Annotated in this window: 22 protein-coding genes, 2 tRNA genes and 1 pseudogene; 16 read left to right on the plus strand and 9 right to left on the minus strand. The window is 51.6% G+C overall.

The window, feature by feature from the left end:
* The first annotated feature begins 50 nt into the window (after positions 1-50).
* Both LBF86_08080 and LBF86_08085 read left to right on the plus strand, forming a co-directional pair.
* Positions 51-1,979, plus strand: coding sequence for a methyl-accepting chemotaxis protein (locus LBF86_08080; protein ID MDR0665459.1), 1,929 nt, complete (start codon positions 51-53; stop codon positions 1,977-1,979).
* The gene (locus LBF86_08085; protein MDR0665460.1) at positions 1,979-3,583 is read left to right on the plus strand and encodes a transglycosylase SLT domain-containing protein; all 1,605 of its coding nucleotides are present in this window, start codon (positions 1,979-1,981) and stop codon (positions 3,581-3,583) included. The genes LBF86_08080 and LBF86_08085 overlap by 1 nt, the downstream gene beginning before the upstream one ends.
* Here LBF86_08085 and LBF86_08090 read toward each other — a convergent pair.
* Positions 3,555-4,055 (minus strand): hypothetical protein, encoded by a 501-nt coding sequence (locus tag LBF86_08090; GenBank protein MDR0665461.1) that lies wholly within the window; start codon positions 4,053-4,055, stop codon positions 3,555-3,557. The two genes, LBF86_08085 and LBF86_08090, sit on opposite strands and share 29 nt — an antisense overlap.
* A 100-nt stretch (positions 4,056-4,155) precedes the next feature.
* Here LBF86_08090 and LBF86_08095 point away from each other — a divergent pair, with 100 nt between their 5' ends.
* From LBF86_08095 to LBF86_08110, 4 genes are all read left to right on the plus strand, one after another.
* Positions 4,156-5,625 carry a DEAD/DEAH box helicase gene (locus tag LBF86_08095; GenBank protein ID MDR0665462.1) on the plus strand — a complete coding sequence of 490 codons (1,470 nt, stop codon included), beginning with the start codon at positions 4,156-4,158 and terminating at the stop codon, positions 5,623-5,625.
* The gene (locus LBF86_08100) at positions 5,622-5,957 is read left to right on the plus strand and encodes a hypothetical protein (protein ID MDR0665463.1); all 336 of its coding nucleotides are present in this window, start codon (positions 5,622-5,624) and stop codon (positions 5,955-5,957) included. The genes LBF86_08095 and LBF86_08100 overlap by 4 nt, the downstream gene beginning before the upstream one ends.
* A gap of 267 nt (positions 5,958-6,224) precedes the next feature.
* Positions 6,225-6,295 (plus strand) — tRNA-Gln (locus tag LBF86_08105).
* A gap of 15 nt (positions 6,296-6,310) precedes the next feature.
* Positions 6,311-6,387: transfer RNA gene (locus LBF86_08110), tRNA-Met, on the plus strand.
* Between the two features lie 662 nt (positions 6,388-7,049).
* Here LBF86_08110 and LBF86_08115 read toward each other — a convergent pair.
* Positions 7,050-7,979, minus strand: a pseudogene (locus LBF86_08115) (putative CRISPR-associated protein).
* Between the two features lie 382 nt (positions 7,980-8,361).
* Between LBF86_08115 and LBF86_08120 the strand changes: the two are divergent.
* Positions 8,362-9,903, plus strand: coding sequence for a YifB family Mg chelatase-like AAA ATPase (locus tag LBF86_08120; GenBank protein ID MDR0665464.1), 1,542 nt, complete (start codon positions 8,362-8,364; stop codon positions 9,901-9,903).
* Positions 9,904-10,139: 236 nt separating this feature from the next.
* Here the strand turns inward: LBF86_08120 and LBF86_08125 are convergent, their stop codons facing one another.
* The 5 genes from LBF86_08125 to LBF86_08145 are packed head-to-tail and all read right to left on the minus strand — an operon-like array spanning position 10,140 to position 15,851.
* Complete coding sequence (locus LBF86_08125) at positions 10,140-11,723, minus strand: hypothetical protein (protein MDR0665465.1); 1,584 nt, start codon at positions 11,721-11,723, stop codon at positions 10,140-10,142.
* On the minus strand, positions 11,723-12,259 hold the full coding sequence (locus LBF86_08130) for a HyaD/HybD family hydrogenase maturation endopeptidase (protein MDR0665466.1): 537 nt from the start codon (positions 12,257-12,259) through the stop codon (positions 11,723-11,725). The genes LBF86_08125 and LBF86_08130 overlap by 1 nt, the downstream gene beginning before the upstream one ends.
* Positions 12,260-12,263: 4 nt before the next feature.
* Entirely contained in the window at positions 12,264-12,953 is a 690-nt protein-coding gene (cybH, locus tag LBF86_08135) for a Ni/Fe-hydrogenase, b-type cytochrome subunit (protein MDR0665467.1), read from the minus strand.
* A gap of 17 nt (positions 12,954-12,970) precedes the next feature.
* Complete coding sequence (locus LBF86_08140) at positions 12,971-14,698, minus strand: nickel-dependent hydrogenase large subunit (GenBank protein MDR0665468.1); 1,728 nt, start codon at positions 14,696-14,698, stop codon at positions 12,971-12,973.
* Between the two features lie 16 nt (positions 14,699-14,714).
* The gene (locus tag LBF86_08145; GenBank protein MDR0665469.1) at positions 14,715-15,851 is read right to left on the minus strand and encodes a hydrogenase small subunit; all 1,137 of its coding nucleotides are present in this window, start codon (positions 15,849-15,851) and stop codon (positions 14,715-14,717) included.
* A 104-nt stretch (positions 15,852-15,955) separates the two neighbouring features.
* Here LBF86_08145 and LBF86_08150 point away from each other — a divergent pair, with 104 nt between their 5' ends.
* The 6 genes from LBF86_08150 (at position 15,956) to LBF86_08175 (ending at position 19,368) form a co-directional block, all read left to right on the plus strand.
* On the plus strand, positions 15,956-16,237 hold the full coding sequence (locus LBF86_08150; protein ID MDR0665470.1) for a HypC/HybG/HupF family hydrogenase formation chaperone: 282 nt from the start codon (positions 15,956-15,958) through the stop codon (positions 16,235-16,237).
* Positions 16,218-17,318 carry a hydrogenase formation protein HypD gene (gene hypD / locus LBF86_08155; protein MDR0665471.1) on the plus strand — a complete coding sequence of 367 codons (1,101 nt, stop codon included), beginning with the start codon at positions 16,218-16,220 and terminating at the stop codon, positions 17,316-17,318. The genes LBF86_08150 and hypD overlap by 20 nt, the downstream gene beginning before the upstream one ends.
* A gap of 159 nt (positions 17,319-17,477) precedes the next feature.
* Positions 17,478-18,032 carry a hypothetical protein gene (locus LBF86_08160; protein ID MDR0665472.1) on the plus strand — a complete coding sequence of 185 codons (555 nt, stop codon included), beginning with the start codon at positions 17,478-17,480 and terminating at the stop codon, positions 18,030-18,032.
* Positions 18,033-18,632: a hypothetical protein gene (locus tag LBF86_08165; protein ID MDR0665473.1), complete on the plus strand. Its 600-nt coding sequence runs from the start codon at positions 18,033-18,035 to the stop codon at positions 18,630-18,632.
* The gene (locus LBF86_08170; GenBank protein ID MDR0665474.1) at positions 18,629-18,976 is read left to right on the plus strand and encodes a hypothetical protein; all 348 of its coding nucleotides are present in this window, start codon (positions 18,629-18,631) and stop codon (positions 18,974-18,976) included. The genes LBF86_08165 and LBF86_08170 overlap by 4 nt, the downstream gene beginning before the upstream one ends.
* A complete protein-coding gene (locus LBF86_08175) occupies positions 18,973-19,368 on the plus strand; it encodes a YbgC/FadM family acyl-CoA thioesterase (GenBank protein ID MDR0665475.1) in 396 nt (131 codons plus the stop codon). The genes LBF86_08170 and LBF86_08175 overlap by 4 nt, the downstream gene beginning before the upstream one ends.
* Here LBF86_08175 and LBF86_08180 read toward each other — a convergent pair.
* Positions 19,344-20,591, minus strand: a complete 1,248-nt coding sequence (locus LBF86_08180; GenBank protein ID MDR0665476.1) for a hypothetical protein — start codon at positions 20,589-20,591, stop codon at positions 19,344-19,346. The two genes, LBF86_08175 and LBF86_08180, sit on opposite strands and share 25 nt — an antisense overlap.
* A 134-nt stretch (positions 20,592-20,725) precedes the next feature.
* On the opposite strand from LBF86_08180, the gene LBF86_08185 reads away from it, so the two are divergent.
* Complete coding sequence (locus LBF86_08185) at positions 20,726-21,664, plus strand: sulfurtransferase (protein ID MDR0665477.1); 939 nt, start codon at positions 20,726-20,728, stop codon at positions 21,662-21,664.
* A gap of 84 nt (positions 21,665-21,748) precedes the next feature.
* Positions 21,749-22,918: a YeeE/YedE family protein gene (locus tag LBF86_08190; protein MDR0665478.1), complete on the plus strand. Its 1,170-nt coding sequence runs from the start codon at positions 21,749-21,751 to the stop codon at positions 22,916-22,918.
* Between the two features lie 764 nt (positions 22,919-23,682).
* Here LBF86_08190 and LBF86_08195 read toward each other — a convergent pair.
* Positions 23,683-23,844, minus strand: a complete 162-nt coding sequence (locus LBF86_08195; protein ID MDR0665479.1) for a hypothetical protein — start codon at positions 23,842-23,844, stop codon at positions 23,683-23,685.
* Between the two features lie 199 nt (positions 23,845-24,043).
* Here LBF86_08195 and LBF86_08200 point away from each other — a divergent pair, with 199 nt between their 5' ends.
* A complete protein-coding gene (locus tag LBF86_08200) occupies positions 24,044-25,276 on the plus strand; it encodes a hypothetical protein (GenBank protein MDR0665480.1) in 1,233 nt (410 codons plus the stop codon).
* The last annotated feature ends 729 nt before the right edge of the window (positions 25,277-26,005 follow it).

Genomic DNA, 26,005 nt, shown 5'->3' on the forward strand with positions numbered 1-26,005 from the left:
AAACGAGGAATCGCTTTTGCTTTGGAATATGAAAGTCAAAAGAAAACCCGATGCTTAAAACCTTCGGCTCGAAAGCGTTAGTCGCGATTCTTGCCTTTGCTTCGCTAGGCTCGATATTTATTTATTTTGTAACAAGCACGGGCTACAAGGAGCTTTCCGATCGTAGCGCGCGCAAGACGTTGGCGATGATGAGCGAATCTATCTTTCAGACGTTGCGCCTATCGATGTTTACGGGCGATCGGATCGTCATCGCCGAAGCGCTGGAGCGGGCTAGAGAGATCGAAGGGGTTCACTCGCTATCGATTTGGCCCGATAAAGAGGTGATCTCGACTTTCGATATGCCGCAGAAATTTACCGAAGATCCCGACGTTTTGCGCGTTTTCGCCGCCAAAGAGGCGATTTTACAGGAGATCGAAAGAGAGGACGGACGGCGCGTGAGACTGTTAAAGCCGCAATTCGCCGAGCCAATTTGCGTGCGCTGCCACATTCTCAACCGCATAAACGACGTGCTGGGCGTGATGGATTTGGAGGTTTCAACGCGCTGGAGCGATATGGTGATCCGCTCGGCGCAGGCGAAGCTGGGCATATTTGTTTGCGCCGCTATGTTGGCGACGATCCTGTTCGCGGTTTTATTTACGCGAACGCTAAACGCCAAGTTTCGCGCCTTGCAGTCTGGACTGTTGGATTTTTTTGGATTTCTCAACCAATCCAAGCCGCGCGCTAATCTTTTGAAAATCGGTAGCGACGACGAGCTAGGGCAGATGGCGAGGGTGATAAACGACAATATAGCGCGGATCGAAAATCATTTGGAGCAAGATCGCAAGTTTATCGACGAGGCTACCAGAATCGTTTCAAAAGTAAATAACGGCTACGTCGGCGCTCGTTTGCAAATTGCCGTCAATAGTCCGGCGCTATCCGCGTTGAAAGACACGATGAACGCTATGATGAACGCCCTCGAACACAACATAAAAGAGATTCTTCGCGTTATGCGAGCTTACGAGAGCGACGATTATACGGCGCAGACAAACGCCGATTCGTTGCGTGGCGAATTCCGCGCGCTTCACGACGGCGTAAACCGTTTGGGAGAGTCGATCGGCGCGATGCTGTATTCTAGTTTGGAAAATGGCAGATCGCTTGAAAACAACGCGCAGGAACTCGGCGGATACGTGCGTTCGCTGTTAGCCGCCGCGTCGAAGCAGGCGAAAGCCCTGCAGGAGACGGGCGAGGCGGTCGCGGCGATCACGACTGCGATTAGGGATACGGCAAAAAAAGCCAGCCTTATGGCGAATATCGCGGACGAAACGCAAAGGAGCGCGAAAACAGGCGCGTCGTTAGCCGGCAATACGCTTGGCGCTATGGAACAGATCGTAAGTAGCGCCAACGCGATAAACGAGGCGATCGACGTGATCGACGCCATAGCGTTTCAAACCAACATTCTATCGCTTAACGCGGCGGTCGAGGCTGCGACGGCGGGTGAGGCGGGCAAAGGCTTTGCGGTGGTGGCGGGCGAGGTTAGAAATCTCGCCGCGAGAAGCGCCGAAGCGGCGAGGACGATCAAAGAGCTTAGCGAAGAGAGCCAGCGCAGAGCCGAAGAGGGGAAATTGATATCCGAACAGATGATGCGCGGCTACGAAAAACTAAGCTCTAAAGTCGAGGAGACAAGCGCGCTGGTCTCGCAGGTGGCGCAGGCGAGCAAGGACGAAATGGTCGCGATTGAGCATATCAACGAGATTGTGGAAACGATAGAAAAGATGACGCGGGAATCCGAGCGGGTGGCGCAAAAAACCCATTCGATCGCCACGCGCACCTCCGAAATGGCGCGCGCGTTGGCGAGCGTTACCAGCGACAAGAAGTTTCGCGAGGGCGGAGCCGACGAAAAAATTAGAACGCTCAAAAATATGATCGAAAACGGCTTTGGCGATCTATTTGTTATGAACGCGAAGCCGCCGCCTGATAACGAAAAGCAAAACGGCGGCTAATGCGACTATTCGCTTTAATCTCTTTCGCTTGCGCGATCCTATTCGCCGCGCCGCCGCCGTTTGATCTCGCCGAACTCGAAAAAAAGCCGCCTTCGCGAGCGCGCGATTTCGCGTCGCTACTCTTTTTGCGCTCAGACGCCTCGATCGAGCGCAAAAGAGTCGCGTTTTACTCGCTAAGATCGCCAAAGCCGCCGCATTTCTCCGCGTTTTCGGCGGGCAACAAAGCGGTAAGCAAGCTCGCCCGTTGCAGGAATATCGAAAACGCGCGACTGATAAACGCCGACGCCGCCTGCCTCTCTATCGCGCTTAGCGCCGCGCGCGCCGAGTCTCTTTCGAGCGCCGATCGCCTAAAAATAGCCCAAAAAGTAGAGGCGATCGATCCGTTCAAAGCCGCCGTTTTTAAAGCGACGGCGGCGCGCAATCCGCTTGGCGCCGCCGTTGGCGATCCGGACGTTTTTTATTCGATCGCGCTTGGCGCGTCGGGCGCGTTTCTTAAAAAACAGTCCGATTTTTATTTCGCGCCCGAAGCGATCGGAAAACTCCAAACGGACGCGCGGTTTTCGGCGCTGTTAGAACGTTTGGCGCAACTAGACGGAAGCTCCCAACTTTTGGAGTCCTTCGGCGTCGCCGACGAATCCAAACTTGATTTTAAAGGCGCGTTTTACTTAGGCGTTATTCGCGTTATGCGCGGCGATACGCCAAACGCCGTTAAAGCCTTTGAAAGCGCCGAAGCCAAAGCGGCGACGCGATACGAAAAAGACCGAGCCTTGTTTTGGCTTCGTTTGACGACTAAAAACGACATTTATCTTTATCGCCTCTATTCAAGCGCCGAGATTAACTTTTACACGCTTTATACGCGGCTGGCGAACGATCGTCCGTTGCCGACGATCGCCACAATCGCTCCCGCTACGAAAACGATGGAAGCTACCTACGACGACAAGTTGCTTTTCGATCCGTTTTTCTGGGGCGAACTGAGCAAAAAAATCGCCGATCGCGACGTAAAGGCGCTGCAAGCGGAACTAAACAAACTAGGGCATAAAAACGCCGAACCTTACCGCGCGGCGATCAATTACGCTTTGGCGCCGCCGGATAGAGCGCCGATCTACTATCTCAACCCGTATTCGGAAGCGTTTAGCAATTTGTCGGTTGACGAGCTTGCGATGACGTTGGCTATTATGCGTCAAGAAAGCCGCTACATTCCGGCGGCGCTATCGTCAAGCTACGCGGTGGGGTCGATGCAGATGATGCCGTTTTTAATAGAGGCGATGACCAAAGAGCGCAAGGATAAAAACGACGTTTGGAACTTTTTTAGCCCGTATCGCCAAGCGCCGTATGCTATCAGGCATATTAAATGGCTTAGAGGCAAACTGAACAATCCGCTGTTTGTCGCCTACGCCTACAACGGCGGGCTTGGTTTCGCCACGCGGACGATAGCAAGCCATAAACTCTTTCAGAAGGGGGAGTTCGAACCGTTTTTAAGCATGGAGCGAATGCCGCTTGAAGAGCCGCGCGAATATGGCAAGAACGTGCTGACCAACTACGCGATCTACCGCCGTTTGTTTGGCGCGCCGATCGCTATAGATTCGATTTTTGAAACGAAATAGTCGTCGATTGGTTGGTATCCGCCTCTTTTAGCGTTAAATCAAGCGTCGTTTTATCGGCGATCGGGAATCGGACGATATAGTAGATGTTCCAGCGGTTGACTAGCGGCATCAATTTGAGCAGATTATCGTTTTTATCGACGGTTTGGGCGCTTAGGCGGTTTAAGCCGTTCAGGTCTAAAGCGTAGTTTGGATTGTTTAGTCCCTCTTTGCTTTTGCTCTTAAAATCGTTCGCTATATATAGTCCGATCAAAAAAGTTTCGCTTGAGTTATACTCTTTTTTATCGGGATAGATCGCGTTTAGGTAGCTGGCGCTGATCTGCGCTTTACTTTCAAAACGATCGAGAATTTCGCCCCTTTTTGTATGCGGCAACGCCTCGGCGTAAGTCGCGCTTCCCGTAAAGTCGAAAAACGCGGATCGACCGCACCCGCACAACAACGCCGCGATTGCCGCGACAAACAAAACGCTCCTCATTTTTGCCTCCGAGAATACTATGCAGGATCATATCTAAACGGCGATTTTAGCCCGCTCTGCTACAATTCGCGTTGATTTATTTGAAAGCGAAGTACCCTCAATGTCTAATCAATACGATTCCTTTGAATCTTTCGGCTTTAAGCCGCAGATTTTGCGCGGCGTAGTCGAAGCCGGTTTTGCCACTCCTAGCCCCATTCAAGCGGAGGCTATGCCTTATATTTTGGAAGGGCGCGATCTGATCGCTCAAGCGCAGACCGGCACGGGTAAAACCGCCGCGTTTGGCTTGCCTACGATGAATCGCATAGAGCGAACCGATCAGGTCGAGCTGCTTGTGATCACGCCCACGAGAGAGCTTGCCACTCAAGTTAGCGACGAACTTTTTAAGCTCGGTAGGTTTGCGGGCGTTAGAACGGTTACGGTTTACGGCGGGCAATCGTCGTATCGGCAGGTCGATCTGATCGCTCGCGGCGCTCAGGTGGTCGTGGCTACGCCGGGGCGGCTTTTGGATCTGTTAAGCTCCGATCGGCTTAAAAACTTCGCGCCGTCGATCGTCGTTCTAGACGAAGCCGACGAAATGCTTGATATGGGCTTTCTGGACGACATTAAAGAGATATTTAAGTTTCTGCCCAAAGAACGCCAAACTCTAATGTTTAGCGCGACCATGCCCGCGCCGATCAGAGATTTGGCGGGTCGCATCTTGCGCGATCCGGTCAGCGTCAAGGTTACGCCGGCGGACGAAACGGCAAACAAAGATATTTTTCAGCAATACTACGTTATTGAAGAACACGAGCGCGACGACGCTATTTTGCGGCTATTCGACGCGGTGGAGCCGAGCAAATCGATCGTCTTTGTCCGCACCAAAAAAGAGGCGGAGCGCCTAAGCACGATGCTGATCGCCAAAGGCTACGGCGCGAAAGGTCTGCACGGCGACATGGAACAAAAAAGCCGCGAAGAGGTTATAAAAAGTTTCAAAACCGCTCAACTGGATATTTTGGTCGCTACGGATGTGGCGGCTCGCGGCTTGGACGTTAAAGACGTCAGCCACGTTTTCAACTATCATATCCCGTTTGATCCGGAAAGCTACGTGCATAGGATTGGGCGCACGGGCAGAGCGGGCAAAAAGGGGGTGGCTGTTACGCTCGTAACGCCGCTGGAATACAAAGAGCTTCAGCGAATTAAAAAGATCGCGGGCGCGGATATTCGCAGGGAGAGCGTGCCGACGTTGGGCGACGTTAAAAAGGCGCATTCAAACAAGTTGGTCGGCTCCGTTTTGAACGCTCGCCTCAACGACGAATCGCAACGGATTTTAACCGTTCTCGAAGAGCAGATCGATCTGCAGCAGATCGCGCTTAAAACCATTTCGCTACTTATAGAAAAACAGAATATAACGGGACCCGACAGCATAGGCGTTAATCCGCAAAGGTTAGAAAAACTCTTAAACGATCATAGGCGCGATCGCTCGCCAAAACGCGGCGGCGGCAAAGGCGGCGGTTACGCTAGACCTAAAAGAGGCGGTTACGGCGGCGGTTTTCGCGGCTCTAAAACGCGATCGCGGCGCGACGATAGATGAAAGATTTAGCGGCGAAAAAACGGCTTAGGTTTATCAAAGAGCTTGAAAGGTTTTTATCCCGCGTTTCAAACTATCTCGACAGGACGGACGCAGAGTGGGCTGGGTTTTGCCTTATTGCGGCAAACGCGCCTAAATACGGCGATATAAAGATTTACAATCCTCGATACGCCGCGCTGATCAGTTTGGCAAACGATCTGATCGCTCGATCAAACGGCGAACCGACCGCGCTAAACGATCTCGCCTATTGGTTGCGCGGCGAGTTAAACCGCATCAAAAAAAACGAGAGAGAGAAAACTTACAACCGCCAAAAGTCCCGCGCCGTATTCGAGTAGTTTAGGCGAAGTCTTGCCCGCTTGAAAAATTTTCTATAGGAACGCGCAACCTTGTCGAGGTAAAGCGCCGCTCGCGGTTTACGAAGAGATTTGTCGAGGGCGACGGCAAAAAAGTCGAAGGAAACGCCCGCGTTTTATTGATAAATATAAATCGCGACGGCTTCGCTTATTTTGTCGGCGAATTTTCGCGCCGTTAGCGTTTGTATAGCGCCTTGTTATATTGATTTAACAGCCAAGTTCGGCTACAATTTCGCTTCCGTTTTTCGATGGGGTATCGTCTAACGGCAGGACAGCTGGTTTTGGTCCAGTTAATCGAGGTTCGAGTCCTTGTACCCCAGATTGAAACGACATGGTGCGGAGTAGAGCAGTCCGGTAGCTCGTCGGGCTCATAACCCGAAGGTCGCAGGTTCAAATCCTGCCTCCGCTACCAAAATAAACCCTCGTAAATACTAGCTTCGCGGACAATCGACAAAAATCAAAAGAAAATCAAAACTCACGAATAAATCACGCATATATCACGGACAACAGCGTCAAACTTATCAATCTTTTTGATAACGAGTTTCAAACGCTGTTGTAGATACTTGAAATCATAACTATGCGGATATTGCTCGGCAAAGGAAGCAAAAACTTAAACGAAAATACAATAACGCGATCGTCATTGACGGCGCGCGTCGGGCGCAAATTCTGCAACGACTAAAAGAAAGCATAATCTTAAACGAAACTTAGGAGTTGGCGAGCGGCGCAAAGCCCTATCTAGCTTTGCGCAGACTTTGGAGATTTAATAACGTAGTAAAGCGCGATTGTAAAGCCAATAGCGATTGCAATCGAAGTCAAAGCCGCGCACATATCACGCCTTCGACCTAAATACTTACCGAAAAAAACATATACGCCCCACAATCAATAACAATAATAAAGTAATTTCTTGATTGATTGCCAATCCAATTACGCCGGCGACGATCAAGCCAATAGCCGTATTTTAAGCGGCGTCCAATATTCTTTTTTTGCCAAGCCTCTATTTTTGCGCCGCCGCGTTTCGTATTGGATCGCGATAAAACATATACGCGCCGCGCCTAACAAAAAAAGGCTAAGAAGCTACAAGTGCGCTCCCAAAAACAGAAGTTCCGTCTTACCGTTATCAAGAGAGCGACAGTAAATACGTTTGGCGTCGCCGTCGCTCCACGCGTAAATTTCGTGCGTTACCTTGCTGTTACGCGAATGGTTTACGGGGTGATAATGAAGGCTTTTTGGATTTGGATGATTCGCCTTTTCCAGAAATTGCGCAAACAGATCGATCTTTTCGTTGATCTCTTGTTTGCGAGGCGGCGTCTCTTTTTCGCACGAATCCAAAAACTCCGTCGTCAAAATAATTTTTTCAGACGGCGACGGGTGAATTTCCCCCCGATAGATTTCCGCTTTGTGCCGTTCAAAAACAAGCTCGCCCCACTCTGTTAGAATACTATGTATCCCGTCGCTAAACCAGTAAATACTGGATTTTTCAGAACGCACGTCAAGCTCTAGCGCGGCGCGGCGAAAATCGCGCAAATCCTTTCTAATGGACTCTTCGTCTTCCATTCTGACCGGAAGGCGCGGGATACGCATAAGCTCGTTAGAGCCTTCAAATATATAGATCGTTTCATCGGCGTAAAACATACCCAGAAGTTGAAGAAATCCCGTTTCCGATTTAAAACCGCCGGAGAGATTGAAAATAACGCGATAACGCGCCGCTCGTTGCGGCTCGATAGTTTTGGCGCACCACTTTACCAGATCGGCGAGCGAACTTCTGAAGCGCTGTAGGTCTGCGGTTTGCAGATCGCAGTGTCATTGGACGCGAATATCCGTAAAACCGCGTTTTTCCAGCCATAATTTAACAATTTTGGCGGTTTCCTCGCCAAGCCAAGTATCGGTCGTCAAGAGATAGTGGGTATCTTTTTGGTTTTCTTTGAGCGTTCGCCCGTCGTAAAACGCCAGAATACCGTTAAGCTCTGCGGAGCCACGTTTGGCGTCTTCATTATCATACTCCACAAAGTTTCGCTTACGATTTTCGATATGTTCGCGAATAAGACCGCGCTCAGAGATTGGAATATCGCCGTCGTTTTTGGCGTTGGCTCGCCGAACAAGCAGTTTGCGAAAATCGTCGTTTCCGTTTAGATTACTAGTCAAAATGCTGGTTCCGCAGGTCGAGAGTATTAGATTCACGCAATCTCCTTTGGCGCGTTAACATTAGTTTTGCCGATACGCGGTATTTTCAGAACGTCGTCGAATTGTAGCTTAACTTTATCTGGCGACGATTCGGAATATCATCGCCCGCGTAGATTGCGAAAAGATTTGCTAAGCGATCGCGAGTTTGAGTAGATTGCGTAGGCAAATTAGGCGGGGCAATTGTTTGATCGCTAAAATTACTCGAATGAACGACGAAGATTTGGATTTTAGCGGGCTAAAACGCTTTAAGCGGCTAAAAAGCGCGACGCTCGATAGCGCCTTCGCGCGCGAGGTAACGCTGGAGGCGAGCTTCACGCGCGGATTGCCGTCGTTTAGCGTCGTCGGGTTAGCCGACGAAGCGATCAGAGAGGCTAAAGATCGCGTAAAATCCGCGCTGCTGCTAAGCGGCTATCAATTCCCGCCGCTAAAAGTTACCGTCAATCTAAGCCCCGGCGATCTAAGAAAAAGCGGATCGCAGATGGACCTACCGATCGCGCTTATTATCGCGTTGCAAAACAAGCCGATCGACTTTGGGGATTTTTTCTGCTTTGCGGAGCTTGGCTTGGACGGGCAAACCAGATCGTCGCCCACGACCTTCGCGTTAGCCCTATCGCTCGCCTCGCAAGGGCTGTTAAAGCGCGTCGTTACCGATCCCGTTAGCGCGCAAGAGCTTGCGCGAATACCGCGCGTAGAGGCTTACGCGGTCAGAACGCTAAACGAGGCGATAGGTTTTTTTAGCGGCGCGAACAAGATCGCGCCCGCGACAAGCGCCGCTCTCAACGCCAAAACTATAACAATCGATCAAACCTACTATTACGAGGAAGAGACGTCGCTTGATTTTCTCGAGGTTCGCGGGCAAAAACAGGCGAAGCGCGCCGCGCTGATCGCCGCCGCGGGCTTTCATAATATCCTATTTAGCGGAGCGCCCGGCACGGGCAAAAGCATGATTATCAAACGAATAGCCGGAATATTGCCGCCCGTGAGTTTAAGCGAGCTGCTGAATATCGCGTCGTTAGAGAGCCTAGAGGGTAAAACGCCCAGCTTCAAAGCCGCCCGACCGCTAAGAAATCCGCATCACACCGCCACAAGAAGCAGCATATTCGGCGGAGGGAGCAAAGAGTCCAAAATGGGCGAAACGGCGTTAGCCAACGGCGGCATTCTGTTTTTCGACGAGCTGCCCCACTTTTCAAAGTCGATCCTAGAGGCGATGCGCGAACCGCTAGAAGATCACCGACTGCTTATCTCGCGCGTCAATAGCAAAATCGTGTATGAAACCCGCTTCTTATTCGCCGCGGCTATGAACCCATGCCCCTGCGGAAATCTATATAGCAAGAGGCGCGAATGCCGTTGCTCTCAAATCGAGATCGAGCGCTATCAAGCGCGCTTAAGCGATCCGTTTTTGGATCGCATCGATCTATTTACGCAGATGTCCGACGGCGAAATCGACGACGAGAAAGGCGTAACGAGCGCGGAGCTAAGATCGCTAACGCTAAAGGCGTTTGTTATGCAAAAAAAGCGCGGGCAGACGCAACTAAACGGCAAATTAAGCGACGCCGAAACGGAACGCTATTGCATTTTTGATCGCCAAGCCGAAGATACGCTAACGCAAGCCGTCCAAAGATTTGCCCTCTCGCGCCGCGCCATTGGTAAAATACGCCGCGTCGCGCGCACCATAGCCGATCTAGACGAAACGGAAACGATTGATAAACGGCGGCTGCTAGAGGCGCTCTCTTTTAGAAAGCGTTAGCCGACGACCGTCGTAAACATACCCGCTTATCTACTTTGTCATATCCGCGCGAAGCGCGTATGGCGGATTTCCAATCTCGCGATTGCATAAAACGGGGCTGATATTTCGCTTGGCTAGAAACGCGCAGGAGTAGCTTTGCGAGAACGCGAGAGCGATCGCGGTTAGGTTTCGCTTATGTTTTTAGCGGCATTTCGCTAAACGCCGCCGCGTTTTTTGGCGCTCTGGTTAAGTTTTGCTTATATTTCGAGCGGTATTTCGTTGGGAAAGAGCGGTGTTTTACCGGGCGAGATATGGCTTAAAGCCAGCCGCGAAAACGTCTTATTTGAAAAAAGCGAGCCTAGTAAAAAGATATTTTGCGGCGCCTCGACACATAGCGAGGCGAGAAAACTATCGGCGTTTCTAGCCTCTCTTAATCCCGCCTCCGCGTTTAATCCCGCGCCGATTAGATCGCCCAAATCTCCCAAAAAGCGCGCCAAACCCTCGCAAAGGCTAAAGGCGATCAGATCGTCGGGCGCGGAGGCTAACTTGTAACTTATAGCGGAGCGTATCAGCCCAAGAGAGTCGATCTCTCCCGCGATCAGTTTGTAATCCGCGCTAGGCGCTTTTATCGCGCCGCCAAAAGCGATATGCTCGAATATCCTATTGCCGGCGGATTTTAGATCGTCGCCAAAACCCAAAATTAGCCCCGCCGCCGCCCAGAGCGAAACGATATTTCTAGGCGCGTTCTCCAACGAAACGGCTTCGATCGGCGCGAGCGTTTCGCCGTATGTTTCGCGGTATTTCGCGATCAGTTTCGCTCCGCTTTGATCGCGTTTTTCTATCGCGGACAAAATCTCTGCTATCGACGGGGGAAAGTTGATTTTCACAAGTTCGATTGCGCCTGTTTTCGGGCTGTTAAAAATAACGCGATCGTCGTAATTTGCGCTAAAGAAAAAGCCGAGATTGGCTTCGTTTTGCAAACCTTTTTCGTCGATCGCGGCGGCAAAAACGCGAAAATGCGGCTCTTTGATCGCCAAAAACCGCGACGAGCTTTGCGGCGTTACGCCTGAGACGATTATATTTTGGTTTTTTAGCGCGGTAACGCGCGGGCGATCGTAGTTTGCCAACGCGATCGCTTGAACGCCGCTTTCGGCGAGCCTTATAGACAGCAGATAGAGATAGAGATCGCCAGCCAACGCGACGTTAACCGCGCGCGGCGCTTTTGGATAGCGCGACTGAAAAATTAGGTTCGCGGGAAGCCTTACAATCGGTCGCTCCAGCGAACCTAGAGCGTTAATATCCTCCTCTTTGGCGATCGCGACGCTCGCCGTGAAACCAATATCGGTCGGCATAACAACGTCGTTTTCGTCGTAATAGCGATCGGTTAGCGGCGAGATCGTATATTTTCCTTCGATCGCGACGCTTTCGCCCTTAGATAAACGCTCGATCGCATTATCGATCGGCGGCATATTATCGAGCGCGATCGGCGCGCCTATTTCGGGCGCGATCGTCCATTTACCGCTTTGCGCGGCGAGCGCTTGGCTTTTTGGCGTAAAGCCGATCGGCTCCTCGCACCTTTCGATCGCGCTCGCCTCATACGGCTTCCACTCGCTTAGCGCTTTTACCGTAGCCGAACGCAGATAGATCGACAGCGGCAGTTCAACCGCCAACAGATCGCTAAAGGCTTTCAGCTCCTCCTCGCCGCCGCGAACGAAAAGCGTTATTTTCCAGCCCTCTTTTTTGATGTAAAAATCGCGTTTCGCCTCGTAAGCGATCGCGCGTAAAAAATTCTCTAACGCCGCGTTTTTAGAGAGGTATATAAACTCGTAAGCTAAGATCACTAGTCTCGCCCAAATTCGCGGGCTACCTGCGAGATCGTCAGATTAGGCTCGATTGTTTCGATGGTAAATCCTAGTTCGGCTAAATGTTTGATCGCCGTTTGCTCCATAATAATCGCGCCTTTTTGGACGCGCTCGCTAAGCTCTAGCGTCGTAGATTCTATGCGTTCGGGTATCACGCCGATGATTTTCGCGCGCGGGCGATCGCCCGTAAGGTCCATCATAGAGAGCGTTTGAAGCATTTCCACCTCGTGCGCGCTGCCCTGCCAACTTACGCCGCGCGGCATATCCTCGTAATCGAAAAAATAGACCTCGCCGATCGCCGCGTCGTCCGCGCTGATACAATCGAAAATAATCGCGTAATCGCTTTCGGCGATTATGGGAGTAAGCAACTGGGCTAACGTGCCGCCGTCAACGATCTTAAGCGTATGTTCGGCGGACGAGAAGCGGTATTTGCGTTGAAGCAATCGGCTCAAATGCGCTCCGACGCCTTCGTCGGAGAACATTATATTGCCGATCCCAAGCAGGAGTATCTTCAAGCGATCAATGTTTCTTTTTGAACTTTATTCCGCTCAAAATAGAATCCAGCGCGCCCTCTTTGCCTCTTAACGAGTTGAAGATCACCATATAGACGTGCACGGGCAGGAATACCAGCACGATCCACATCAAAACGCGGTGAATGATCCGCACGTTGGCAAGCCCGCCAAAAAGCGCCTCGAACGGACGCATAACGCCGTAGATCAAGCCGCCAAACCCGTCGTGATAGACGTGCGCGTATAGGATAAGCCCCGTCAAGCATAGCAGGAAAAACGCGACGTAAAGCCCGCTATAGGCTACGAACTGAAGCGGGTTATACGCGCCCTTCAGATGCGGGTGTTTGCCGATCAGCAGATAGTATTTGATCTGATCGATCCACGTTTTAGGGCTTAGCGCGTCGCTAAAAGAGCCGCGCTCTAGTTTTTCCGCCCCGTTTTTCGAGGCGAAAAAGTAATATATCTTAAACAGCGTAACGGCGATCAGCGCAAAACCAAATATCTCGTGCCACATACGCATTCTCGCGTTTAGAAACAGATTCGGCTCGCCCGAAATCGCGGGAGAGACGAAAACGGCTCCGATATAAAAACCCGTAATCGTCAGCGCGACGATCGACAAGGCTCTAACCCAATGAATTACGCGCGTTACGGCGCTAAACTCGACCTCGACCTCTCTGGTTTCAACAGCCTCTTGTGCCATATTGGTATCCTCCGCCTCTAGCAGGTCGCGCCGTTATCGAGCGTAACCTTATGAGAGCTCATGTTAGCGCCGTTCGCGTCCATCACATGCACCGCGCACGCGATACACGGATCGTAGGAGTGGATTTTGCGGATAATCTCCAGCGGTTTGGACAGATCGGCTATCTTTAATCCGATTAGGCACTCCTCGTAAGAGCCGCGCTGATTTTGCGAATCTTTTGGCGAAGCGTTCCACGTCGAAGGCACGACGGCTTGATAGTTTTCGATCAAGCCGTTTTTGATCCTCACCCAGTGGCTAAGCGTCCCGCGCGGCACATGCCCGATATAACGCCCTTTATACTCTTTGTTTTTATCGATAATATAGGGCGCGCAGGTGGATTGATCGACTTTGAGGTTCGCCGCGAGGTTGTTGAAGGCGGCAAGCGCGTTATCGGCGATCACCTTCGCTTCGATCATACGGCAGGCGGTGCGCCCAAGCGTGGAGAATACCGCGCCTACGGGCAAGCCCGTGTCCTTGAGGAATCCCTCGACGACCTTGCCGACTCGTTCGTTGCCTTTTACGTAGTTCACGACGATATTCGCCAACGGTCCCACCTGCATAGGCTTGCCGTCGTAGCGCGGCGCTTTGATCCACGAGTATTTGCCTCTTTCGTCTATCAGCGGCGCTTTGACGCTTCTGCCGTTTCCGTCGATCGTGTCCGCTTCCTTGAAGCCCGTATAGCTCGGATCGGTTTCGCCGTCGTATGGGTGAAGCGGCGCGTCTTTCTTATACCACGATCTAGTCGCCTCTTCGGTGATCTTATCCTCGTCCACTTCATAAACCTTGCTAATGTCGCCGCCTAGGATAATGCCGCTATCAAAGAGCCAGTCTTTCGCGCCTAGTTGGAACTCTTGGAAGGTGAAAAGGTTGGACGTTCCCACGTCGCCTACCACGCTTGGCTCCGAAGCGTAAGCCTTGCCCGCCATCACCAGATCGGGATAGTAGGCGCGGTTGATAAAGTCCGCCGTCTCTTGAAATTTCACAAGATACTCGCCAAGCCGCGCGGGGTCTAACAGGTCCATCACGCAGGTTACGCCGCCGACGGTGAGGCTCTGCGGGTGCGGCTGTTTCGAGCCGAAGATCGCCATCATCTGCGCGACGGTTCTTTGAATGCGCAGGCATTCGAGATAGTGCGAGAGCGCGATCAGGTTCTGTTCGGGCGTTAAACGATAGGTTTTATGCCCCCAATAGCCGTTGGCGAAGGGACCCAAAGCGCCTTTTTTGGCAAACGCCGCCACCCGCTCTTTAACCGCCGTTAGCTGATCTGCGCCGCAAGCGTAAGGAACGCGCGCGTATTTGAACGCTTCGTCGGAGGCTTTTTTCGGATCGGCTGAAAGCGCGGAGACAATATCCACGAAATCAAGCGCGTGAAGTTGATAAAAATGCACGGGGTGATCGTGTAAAAACAGCGCCGCGTTCATCAGCGTTCGCGTCAAAACGGCGTTTAGCGGCGGAACGATACCGAGCGCGTTTTCGACCGCCATAATACCCGCCTTGTAGTGCGAAAAGGTGCAAACGCCGCAGATTCGTTGCGTAAAAAAGCCCGCGTCGCGCGGATCGCGCCCTTTTAATATCTTCTCTATGCCGCGCCACAGCGTCGCGGTAGAGTAGGCTTCGGTTACTACGTTGTCGTCATTCACGACGACCTCCACCCGCAAATGCCCTTCAATTCTGGTTATTGGATCGACTACTATTCTTTTGCTCATTATCTCCCCTTAATTACTAGGCTTTTTTGAAAGCGCTGATTGCGGCGTGCGCAGCTACGCCGATCGCCGTAGCGGTCAAAAGCGCGACCCCGATCTTATCCGCCGTGGCGTCCGCGTCGATAGAGTTGAACGCCTTAGAGGCGAGCGGCTCTTCAAACGGTCCCATCTTGTCCCAAAAATCAGGCTCCGAACATCCGATACAGCCATGCCCCGCCTGCACGGGCCACGAGGTGTGCTGGTTGAAGCGCTCCCTAGAGCAGTTATTAAAGGTATATGGACCCTTGCAACCGACCTTATAAAGGCAGTAGCCGTTTTTCGCGCCCTCGTCGCCAAACTGCTGAACGAACTCGCCCGCGTCGAAATGCCCGCGCCGCTCGCACAGATCGTGAATGCGCAGACCATACGCCCATTTGGGGCGGTTGTAAATATCGAGCGCCGGAAGCGTCCCAAACAAAATATAGTGAAGCACGTTGCCCACGATGTTTTTCTCGCTTGGAGGACAGCCCGGCACGTTGATTACGGGTTTATTGGTAATTTCGCTAAGCGGTTGCGCGTTTGTGGGATTTGGATACGCCGCTTGAACGCCGCCAAAGCTAGAACAGGTTCCAATAGCGAAGATCGCCATCGCGTTTTCCGCCGCTTCTCTAGCGTGTTCCGCGCCCTTTTTGCCTAGCGGTCCGACCGTGAGATAAAACTCGCTTAAACCCGCGGGAATGCCGCCTTCGACCATCAATATATATCTGCCCTTGTAGTTTTTGATCGCCTCTTCCAGATTGTGTTCGGCTTGCCAGCCGCTTGCCGCCATCACCGTTTCGTGATACTCAAGCGAGATATAATCGAAGATAAGGCTATCGATCGTGGGCGCGTCCGTGCGAAGCAGACTTTCGCTGCAACCGGTGCATTCCGCCATGTGTAGCCAAACGACGGGAATGCGATCGGTTAGCTCAGCCGCTTGCGCCACAAGCGGCGCGAAGGACTGCGGCAACGAAAAGAGCGCCGTAACGCCCGCCGCCCATTTCATAAAGTCGCGTCGCGAGATTCCGTTTTCTTCGAGAACCGCGCCGATCGGTTTTTGCTCGTCTAGTTTCGGGGCGTTAGCAAGCGCGTTAAGCCGCGCCGCCAGCCTGTCGCGTAGAGCTTGATATTCCATAATGAACCGCCTTTATAATAATATACGTTTATATTAACGATCTTGCGCTTAAACTTAACTTATATATAATACATTTTTATTAAGAAAACTTATAGGAAAGGCGGCGAATGTGCCTCTCTATCCCCTCCAAAGTCATCGAGATCGACGAGGCGAACAACGCGCTTGTCGATACGATGGGGGTAAAGCGCAAAGTCTCCTTAGACCTAGCGGGCGAACCCGTGGCGCTTGGCGATTACGTCCTAATCCACGTGGGCTTCGCTATGGGCAAGATCGACGAAAAAGACGCGCTTGAGAGCCTTGCGATTTTCAAAGAGATCGCCGAGAAAATGCAAAGCGGCGAGATCGACGAGCGCGACGGGGATTTAGGGCTTGTCGATCGACTATCTTAGCGACTACCGCGACCCGAAACTTATAGCGGCTTTAAGCGCGCAAATTAAATCGGAGGCGACGCGAGCGATCAACATTATGGAGATATGCGGCGGTCATACCCATACGATTATGAAGTATGGTCTGCCACAACTTCTACCCCCAGAGATCAAGTTTATCCACGGACCGGGCTGTCCCGTCTGCGTAATGCCCAAAGAGCGCCTCGATCACGCGATCGCGATCGCCAATATGAAAGATACGATTCTGACGACGCTAGGCGATATGATCCGCGTGCCGGGAAGCAGAGGCTCCCTGCAAGAGGCGAGAGCCAAAGGCGCGGACGTTCGCGCGCTCTATTCGCCGCTTGAAGCGCTAAAAATCGCGGCGGAAAACCCCGATAAGACCGTCGTCTTTTTCGCGATCGGTTTTGAAACGACTACGCCGATGAGCGCCGCGCTGATCGAACGGACGATCGCGAGCGGCGTAAAAAACCTGCTCTTTCACATCAACCATATTCTTGTGCCGCCTCCCGTTTGCGCGATTATGGATAGCGGCGGCGAGATCGACGCGTTTTTAGGTCCTTCGCACGTAAGCGTGATTACGGGAAGCGACATATTCGCGCCGATCGTCGATCGCTACCAAACGCCGATCGTTATTAGCGGCTTCGAGCCGATCGACGCGCTCGAAAGCGTCCTGATGATCGTTCGGCAGTTTAACGAAGGGCGGCGCGAGGCGGAAAACCAATACTCCCGCGCCGTTACGCCAAAGGGCAACGAGAGAGCCAAAGCGCTGATCGATCGCTACTTCGAGCCGCGCGAAACCTTCCGCTGGCGGGGGCTAGGCGACATACCAAAAAGCGGGTTGAAGCTGCGCGATTCATACGCCAGCCTCGACGCTGAAAAAATCTACGCCGAAAAACTGCCAAACGATCCAATCGACGATCACAAGCTCTGTATCTGCGCCGAAATCCTAAAAGGGCGCGCCAAACCAACCGACTGCAAGGTTTTCGCCAAAGCCTGTTCGCCCGCCTCGCCGCTTGGCAGCTGCATGGTTTCTAGCGAAGGCGCGTGCGCGGCATACTATCGCTACGCTCAAACGCTTTAGCGATCGGCGCTTTTGCGATAAAACCGCGCGCGGCAAGACGGCGGTCGAGCTAAATTTTGTCGAGCGTAAAACAAAGCGGCGATACAATACCGTTTTCGCGCCGCGAGTTAGGCGGGCAAAACCGCCGCGCGGATTTGAAACGGACGAAAAGGAGAGAAAATGAGAGGGGCGTTGGCGGCGGTCGTTTTATCGCTATGCTTACGCGCGTTCGCGCAAGAAGAGCTTGAATACCTCGATAACTACAGAAAGGCTTTGCGCCTATCCGGAAACGATATAAGCGCGGGCGCGCTTTTGTGCAAAAGCGAAGGCGGCTCGATCGGCTTTTTCGCCGAGCTGTCTCCATACGGCTCGGATCGACAGATCGCGGGGGAAAACGTTCCGGAAAATATGATCTTTCGCGTCTCTTACTACCGCAAAAACGAGAAAAGCGGCGAGATTACGCGGTATTTTGAGGAGGACGTCGCCGTGTTGAGCGTCGATTCAAAAGAGCGCTTTCGCTTTACCTTTATAGATAGCCCCGCGATTTTATATCTGGAGCTGATCGATCCGAATATGAAGCCGATCAAAGTCGGCGAGGCGTTGAGCGGCGTAAAAATCGTAAAACTTGACAAGCGCGACGACATATATGTTGAAAATATTGTTAGGCTACGAGAAAACGACGCTAAAGCGATAACGTGCGATCTTCGCGTTAAAACCGCGCATCTGCAAAAATAGATGAAAGCGACGGCTTTCGCAAACGCCCGCAGGCGGATTGGCGAAATAAAAACGGCGGTTTTAACGAGCGTCCAAAAGCTAGCGATACGAACAAAAACAAAGGCGTTCGCAAACGCTTGCGATCTGGCTAAAACGGCGATTGCCGCAAACGCCAAAAAACTAGCGCGTCAAACGAAAGCGGCGATAGGCGAAGACCTATATTTGGCGCTCCTTACGCTGGTTTTCGGCGGCGTTTACCTCTATCTATTGGCGACGACTCGTTTCGCGCTTAAGTTTGTCGCGCTGTGGTCTGGCGCGGCGGGCGCGGTCTTTTATTACGCGTGCTATTTCGCGCCCGCGTTCTGCGCGAGCAAACTGCTTGGAACGCAAGCCAAAACGCCGCGAGCGATCGCGTTAGCGCAACGTTTTACGCGAGCGATCGCGTTGGCGTTTGTCGTCGTTATGTTTTTTGCCGTATTGTCGTTAGCGCCTATCGCGCTGATCGCGGCGGGCGGCTACGATAAGGGCGAATGCTTTGGCGCGGCGTTCGGCGGCGCGTTTATCGGGTTGGCTATATTTACCTGCTTAATCGAACGTTTCAAGAGAGGCGAAAGTAGATGACGTTTTTGTCGGTTTTTAGCGGTTTTATAATCGGGTTTGTCTGCTGGAAAGGCTGTTTCGTATTCGCGAGGGCGATCGCCGCCGCGCTTTTTGACGTTGAAAGCCTAGCGCCTGCGGGGGTCAAGATCGCTTACGGAGGCGTTTTCTTATTTTTGTGCGGGACGACGGCGCTTTTGTTGCTCATATATCCGATATATTCGTTTATTGTCGCCGACGCGAGCGCGGGCGAGTTTTATCTTAACGTCGCCGCCTCTTATGTCGGCTCCGTATTTGGATTTTTGGGTTTGTTGTATTTGCGGCTGTTTGTGGAAACCAAGAAAAAAAACGAGGCTGAAAATTTATGAATATTCGCGTCTATTACGAGGATACCGACTCGCTTGGAATGGTCTATCACGCGAACTACCTAAAGTTTATAGAGCGGGCGCGAAGCGAGGCGTTTTTCGCGATCGGACAGAAACCCGAAAACGTTGGCGCGTATTTCGTCGTTCGATCGATGAACGTTCGTTTTATCAGATCGGCGAAGCTAGGGGATACGCTAGAGGTCAGATCGCGCCTAAAAGAGCTTCGCGCCGCCTCGTTTTGGCTTGAGCAGGAGCTATGGCTGGATCAGACCCTAATTTTTAGCGCCGAAGTCGAAATCGTTTCCGTAAAAGAGACGAAACCCGTCAAGATCGACGAGGCGACCAAGCGGCTGCTGACCAGCGTTTTTCCTTATTCGATCGGCGGCAGAAGCTGATTAACCGGACCTTCGGGCGGCGGCGGCGCCAAAACAAAACGCGCGTTTTTGATCTGATAGATTTTGATCGGGTATTGAATCTGATTGTCCTCCAGCTCAAGTCCGAAAAGTTCCACCCTTGGAGAGTAATCGCCGCCGTTTCTTTGGCTGATCATAGCCGCCATCGCGCTAGAGGCGTAAGCCGTCCAGTCAAAGCGTAGATCGTTGCGCAACAGTTGATTTATATCGCGTAAAGTCATATTGCCCGGTCCTATGGCGTTGGCGATATAAAGATTTTTTACGTCGTCGCTCTGGGGCAAGGTGAGCAATAGCGGGTTGTAGTTCATCTGCGTGCTTAGCGCGGAGGCGATGCGAATATCGTTGAAAGTAATCTGCGAAAGCGCCATGCTCGTTCTTACCGGCTGCGTATTCAGCAGTATCGACGCGCCGGCTCCGATCTTGTGCGTTTTGAATAGCTGCGAAAAATTAACGCGCGGATTATCGAGCGTAACGCGAGAGGCGGGCGTAGGCAAAATAGCGTCCGCCGCCGCCGTAATTTTTTGGCTTAACGCGCTTGGCTCGCTAAGCACGAAGGTGCGAAAGCGATTGGCGTATTGACTTAACGCCTCTAATTGCCTAGGATAGTCGATGCCGCCGAAATACAGGTTGTTCGGCGCGTAAATAATCTCGTTTCTGTTAACGGTAGGGATATAAAGCTCGATTGTCGGGTTCATGGAGGCGATAGTTCTCGCGCCGTCCACCGTTAGCGCCGCTAGAGCGCGGTTGAAACCGGCGGCTTCGATCTCTTTAACGGCGTTCTCTAGGCTCTCTGGCTTTTCGTCCGCGGAATCAAACACGCGCATTTCAAAAGGTTTGCCCTTGCTAAGCAGATAGGCGCTTACGCTGTTTGAAACGATCACCGAATACCGCCCGATCGACTCGCTCGGAATCAACACCGCGATTCTCTCTCCGTTCACCTGCGGCATCGAGAGATTCAAAAACGCCGCCAGCCGTTGATATTCGGCGCTAAGGCTGCCGTCGTCGTTGGCGTTATTGTAACGCGCTAAAAAGGAGAACTCTTTCTCTTCTTTTAATAGCCGCGCCAAACAACGCGCGTCGCAAGGCTGAGGCGAAACGTCGATCGCCTCGTTTGTGGCGGCGCCGATCGGAGAAAATAGTCTGGGCTGGCTCGGCTCTGCGAGTAGCGCGACGGAAACCATAATAAACGTCAACCACTTTTTCATAGCCCGTGATTATATGCATAGTTTGCTTCGCCGCGTAAAAAAATCGTAAATAACTAAAATTCGATAGATATACTAAACATTATTTAAGGAAAATAGGCGTATGATCGCCTGTTCCAAAATTCAAAGGAGGAAACATGAAAGGTTTGTTAGTTGGCGCAAATACGCTTTTCAGAGCGGCGATCGCCGCGGGAGTCCTGACGCTTAGCGCGTTCGCGGCGGCTCCTAGCGGTCCGCTGGTTACTACCGATTGGCTCGCCGACAATCTTAAAGACGCGAAGATTCGCGTTATCGAGGTGAGCGTAAATCCGGGCGTTTACGAGCGCGGTCATATTCCGGGCGCGGTTAATTTCTCGTGGCATACCGATCTTAACGACAAGGTAAAGCGCGACATTGTAAGCCGCGCCGATTTTGAGAAGTTGCTTTCTAAAACGGGCGTGGCGAGCGATACGACGGTTATTCTCTACGGCGACACAAATAATTGGTTCGCCGCGTGGGGCGCGTGGGTATTCGATATTTACGGCGTTAAGAACGTCAAGCTGCTAGACGGCGGGCGCGTAAAGTGGGAGAAGGAAAACAAGCCTCTCGACAACCGCGTTCCCGAATACAAGGCGACGAATTTCAAGGTCGCGGACATTAACGACGCGCTTCGCGCGCGCCTTACGGACGTGCTAAGCGTCGCAAAAGACGGCAAGAAAGCCAAACTGCTCGATATTCGATCGCCCGACGAATACGCGGGCAAGGTTTTCGCCCCCGCGGGCATTCAGGAGCTTAGCATTCGCGCTGGACATATTCCTGGCGCCGTGAACGTGCCTTGGGGCAAAGCGGTGAACGAAGACGGCACGTTTAAATCCAAGGCGGAACTCCAAGAGCTTTACGCGAGCGTGGGCGTGGACGGCAAGCTGCCGGTAATTACCTATTGCCGCATAGGGGAGCGCTCTAGCCACACTTGGTTCGCTCTGGCGAAGATTTTGGGATATAAAGCCAAAAACTACGACGGTTCTTGGACGGAATACGGCAACTCGGTAGGAGCGCCTATCGACAATCCCGCCGGCACGATCTGGGCGGCTAAATAGTCTTATCCTTAGAGGGTTTAGGATAAGCGACTTTTCTCGCGGGAGCGGTCGGCTCCCGCGTCAATTCCATCTCAAGTTGGTCGTATGTCTTGGCAGAAAATTACCGCGCCCGTTCTGATCGCCGCCTCTTGCGCTTTCGCCTATTATCTTAGCTTTGTCGAAGCGGGCAGAACGCCCTCTTTTGCTTTTGTCGTCGGATTTGTTTTCGGCTTTGTTATGCAAAAAAGCCGCTTCTGTTTTTACTGCCATATACGAGACTATATAGAGGATAAAAATCCAAACGGCGTTTTAGCGCTTCTATTGGCGCTTGCGATCGGGCTGATTGGTTATACGATTGTCGTTTCAAGCTGGCTTCCTACTCCCGCGCCAAACAATCTGCCGCCCGATATTCACGCGGGACCGGTAAGCGAGGTTTTGGCGCTTGCGGGCGCGGTTTTCGGATTTGGCATGGTTTTATCAAAGTCGTGCGTGGCGGCGCACTGGTATCATTTAAGCGAAGGCTCGATCGGCTCGCTTATCGCGCTGTGCGGCGTAGCGCTGGGATTTTTTATCGGCTTTAACTCTTGGAACGCGCTTTATAGTTTTCGGATCGCCGATTCGCGGATTATATGGCTGCCCGCGTATTTTGGCTACTCGATCGCGCTCGTCTTACAACTGGCGATCTTAGGCGCGATCGCGGCGTTTGTCTGGAAGTTTTCGCTCAAACCGCCGAGAGAAAGCCCAAAACCTCTCGCGACTTTCAAAGAGATATACGATCGTTTTTTCGCTCAAAGCTGGAGTTACTATGTAGGCGGCGCGATCATCGGCGCGCTTGGATTTTTGATTATCATTTGGACTAAGCCGCTTGGCGTTACCGCCACGATCGCCTCTTGGACGCGCTTTTTTAGCGGCGCTTACGATCTGATACCCGCGCGGCTACACGGATTAGACGGCTTTGCGGGATGCGGGTCTTTGCCCGCGAATTTCTGGCTTAATACCGACGCGCTTTTACTGCTTGGGTTAGTTGTAGGTTCGTTTGCCTCTTCGTTTGCGGCGAACGATTTCGAGCTTCAAAAACCGACGCTTAAAGAGAGCGCGTTAAGTTTTGTCGGCGGCGTTTTGCTTGGATTTGGCGCGATGATCGCGCTTGGTTGCACGATCGGAACGCTGCTTAGCGGCATTCACGCGGGCGCGTTAAGCGGTTGGGTTTTCGCGCTTGGCATGATACTGGCTATTTGGAGCGCGCTAAAAATCAAAAACAAATTTATCGCTTAACCCGACGCGTCGGACGTTTCGCGCAAAAATCAAAACAAATTTGCCGTTTTGCCTAGCGCGATAATTTCTCAAATTAGAGCGGACGAAAAACAAAAACAGATCCGCCGTTTAACCCGACGCGCTAGACCCTTCGTTGACGCTTCGCAAACGCGCGATATTTTGCGATTATTGCCGCTATTACTCTTGCGATCCGCGTTATCCTCGCGATTGTTTATCCTCGCTTTGCGACAAAACGCTTAGCCTTTCTCGCTAATTATGCTCGCAAAATACCATCGTCGCCCCCGCGACTTTCCCGTCATTCCCGCGAAGCGCCCGCTCCGAAAGGAGCGCAAGGCGCTAAGGAAAGCGGAAATCCATATTCCCGTCATTCCTGCGAAAGCGGAAATCCATCTTTCTCACGCCTTCTGAGCGTCTGGATTCCCGCCTTCCTATGCGATTACGAAGCGCTTTGCGCTTCTATCGCTCCTCTCGGGCATAGCAGAAAACAAAACCCCCAAACCCAAAACGCTTAAAAAACAACAACAATCGTCAAAAAAAGAAAACCAATTCATTCTCTTTTAAGGTCAATTTATCTACTATTGACGCGCTACATTTTATTACGAGGGGGTTAGCTATGAAAACGCTATCGCAAGGAGGAGTCAATTTGACTCAATCGACATTAGGAGACGATGTTGTTACTGGGCAATCATCGTTAAACAATCGCGTAAATAACGCGATCAATAGAGATCGATCTCTCTTAACTAATGCTAAAACTTCAGCTTTGGTTAAGTTTGGAAATCCTCTCTCTCTCTCTCTCTCTCTCTCTCTCTGCTCTTTAGCCTCTTTTTAGCGCTAACATTAACCGGTTGCGGCGGTAGTAGCGGCGGCGGAGGCGGCAACAATAACAACAACAACGGAAACGAAAACAAAAAAACCGAAGTTTCCATTAGCGGCTCCTTTAACGCAAGCGGCTTAAACATAAACGAAGACGATCTGCAAGACGAACCGCAACCATCATCGATCTATACCGGCGACGCTGAGTTTATCGCAAAAGGTTTTATTGAACCGGCGGCGGTTGACGGCGTTATAGAGGGCAGGCTTAAAATTAAAGGCAGCGTTTTCCCTATTGTAGGAACCTACGATAAGGTGGATAAACATCTTTCAATCGTCGCGGCTTCGGAAGATCGCTTTATATTTATATCGGCGGGTTACGATATAAACGCTACCGAGCCAGTATTTGCAAGTCCAAAAATTAAGACGATCACAAGCGACGGAGACGTAACAATCGCTCCTTCGCCTACGATTAACGTTCCGAACGACAATGAAAAGCTGACGGGCGAGGAAACTATTACCGTAGAGGAACCTCCCGCTACCGCAACGATACCGGAGAAGCTTAGGGGGACTTGGTATAGGTGCCAAGACTTTGCCCAATGCGATAAGCTAGTTATTAGCGAATACGGCGCAGCCCTACATGTGCGCACGGCGACTAGCGACTGGACTGATCTTACCTCTTCCTATCTACTTAGCGCCTCTAGCGACGAGGTTAATGTTACTGTAGATTACACGGAAGGCTCGGGCTATAGAAAACACGGGATTAGGCTGTTAGCCGAGGGCAAACTAGAAATATCGTTTGGCTCCGACGCTAGAACAAGCGTAGCCGAAGCCAATGCAGAACCCAGTATTGGAGTTTGGGAGGACGACGTCGCATACTTCGTTAAAGCAAACGATCCCAACCCGCACGACGCTAGCGGTATTCAGGCGTATTTTCCGCATATTGATTTAGAAGGGGCGACGATAAGCAATCATCGAGCAAGGATTGATACGTATCACGGCGTAACAGTCGACGACGATTATAGACAGAAACTTGCGACTAACGGTTTTGCGAAGGATGGCGACGACAACAACTACTGGATAAAACCTGGCGTTTCTGTCGGCGACGAAAAACATGATCTTACCGTTGATATAGGCGAAGATTACAGAGAAGTTATATTGGGGGCGACCTTAGTAGAAGGCTCGTCGCATAACGCGTTTGTGCTTGACGCGCTTCGCCTTCAGTTTGGAGCCGTCTTGCCCGCTACTAAGACGAACGGCGTTAGTCGCGCTTACCACGTTAATTTTACTAAGGGTAGCGCAAATGGTAACAAGGCGTATTTGGACGCTTTGTTTAACAAACTTGAGGCAAGCGGTAATTTCAGGATAATTGAAAGAAATAAGCAGCAAGACGATGGAGACCATTATATCCAGTATTCGGCTGTGTCCGTAGCTAAAGTAAACGGTCATTGGACGCGCATTCAAGGCAGATATTACGATAATAATAGCGATGCGTCTTTAGGCTTCTATATTGCGGACGACGCTTCGTTTAAGTATCACGGGCTTTAATTCGCAAGATATAAAAGCCTTTGCGACAGGCTTTAAGCGCTAGTAGCGTTAGAAAACCGACTAGGCGATCCTAGCTACTTGGTTATCTAGCGACTCCCCCTTCTTTGAGAGAGAGGGGAGGGGGAGTTTGAAATAGATGTTATAGACGGGCGCTAGGAAAACTAAGCGTTTCCTCGCGCGAGCGGCGAGCGTAATAAGTAGCGTTACGTATAAAGAGACGCTAGGAAAACCAAACGCCCGTCTTAACGACAAGACGCAACTGCGCTATAGATACGCGCTATAACTATCAAGGCGGCTTTTTACTAAAGCGTTTTGTCTTTAACAAATCGGCGATCGCTTTCACGTTACGATCGCCGCGATTACTGCAAATCGTCGATCATAACTACGCTACGCAACTTGGTTTAAGCGATGATAGCGATTGAGCGCGTCGCCATTTCTCGCGCTATTTGTTATTCCCGTAAATCGCGTGGGTAGGAGAACAAGGCGCGAAGGAAGACGTACGCAAAGGCGATAATCCGTATTCTTGTCATACCCGCGAAAGCGGGAATACATAAAAAGTTAAAATTTATGTAACGCGTTTGCGTTATGATTGTTTGAAAGAGGCGAATACCCGCTTGCTATCGTAGGGTATTTCGCGTCGATCTGCGCCGTTAGCTCTTTGGTTATATAGGTCTCGTAACTTTCGTTTTTATCGCGCGGATTGTCGAAATACCAGCTAGTTCCTCCGTC

This window comes from Helicobacteraceae bacterium (assembly GCA_031258155.1).
Classification (GTDB): Bacteria; Campylobacterota; Campylobacteria; order Campylobacterales; family SZUA-545; genus JAIRNH01.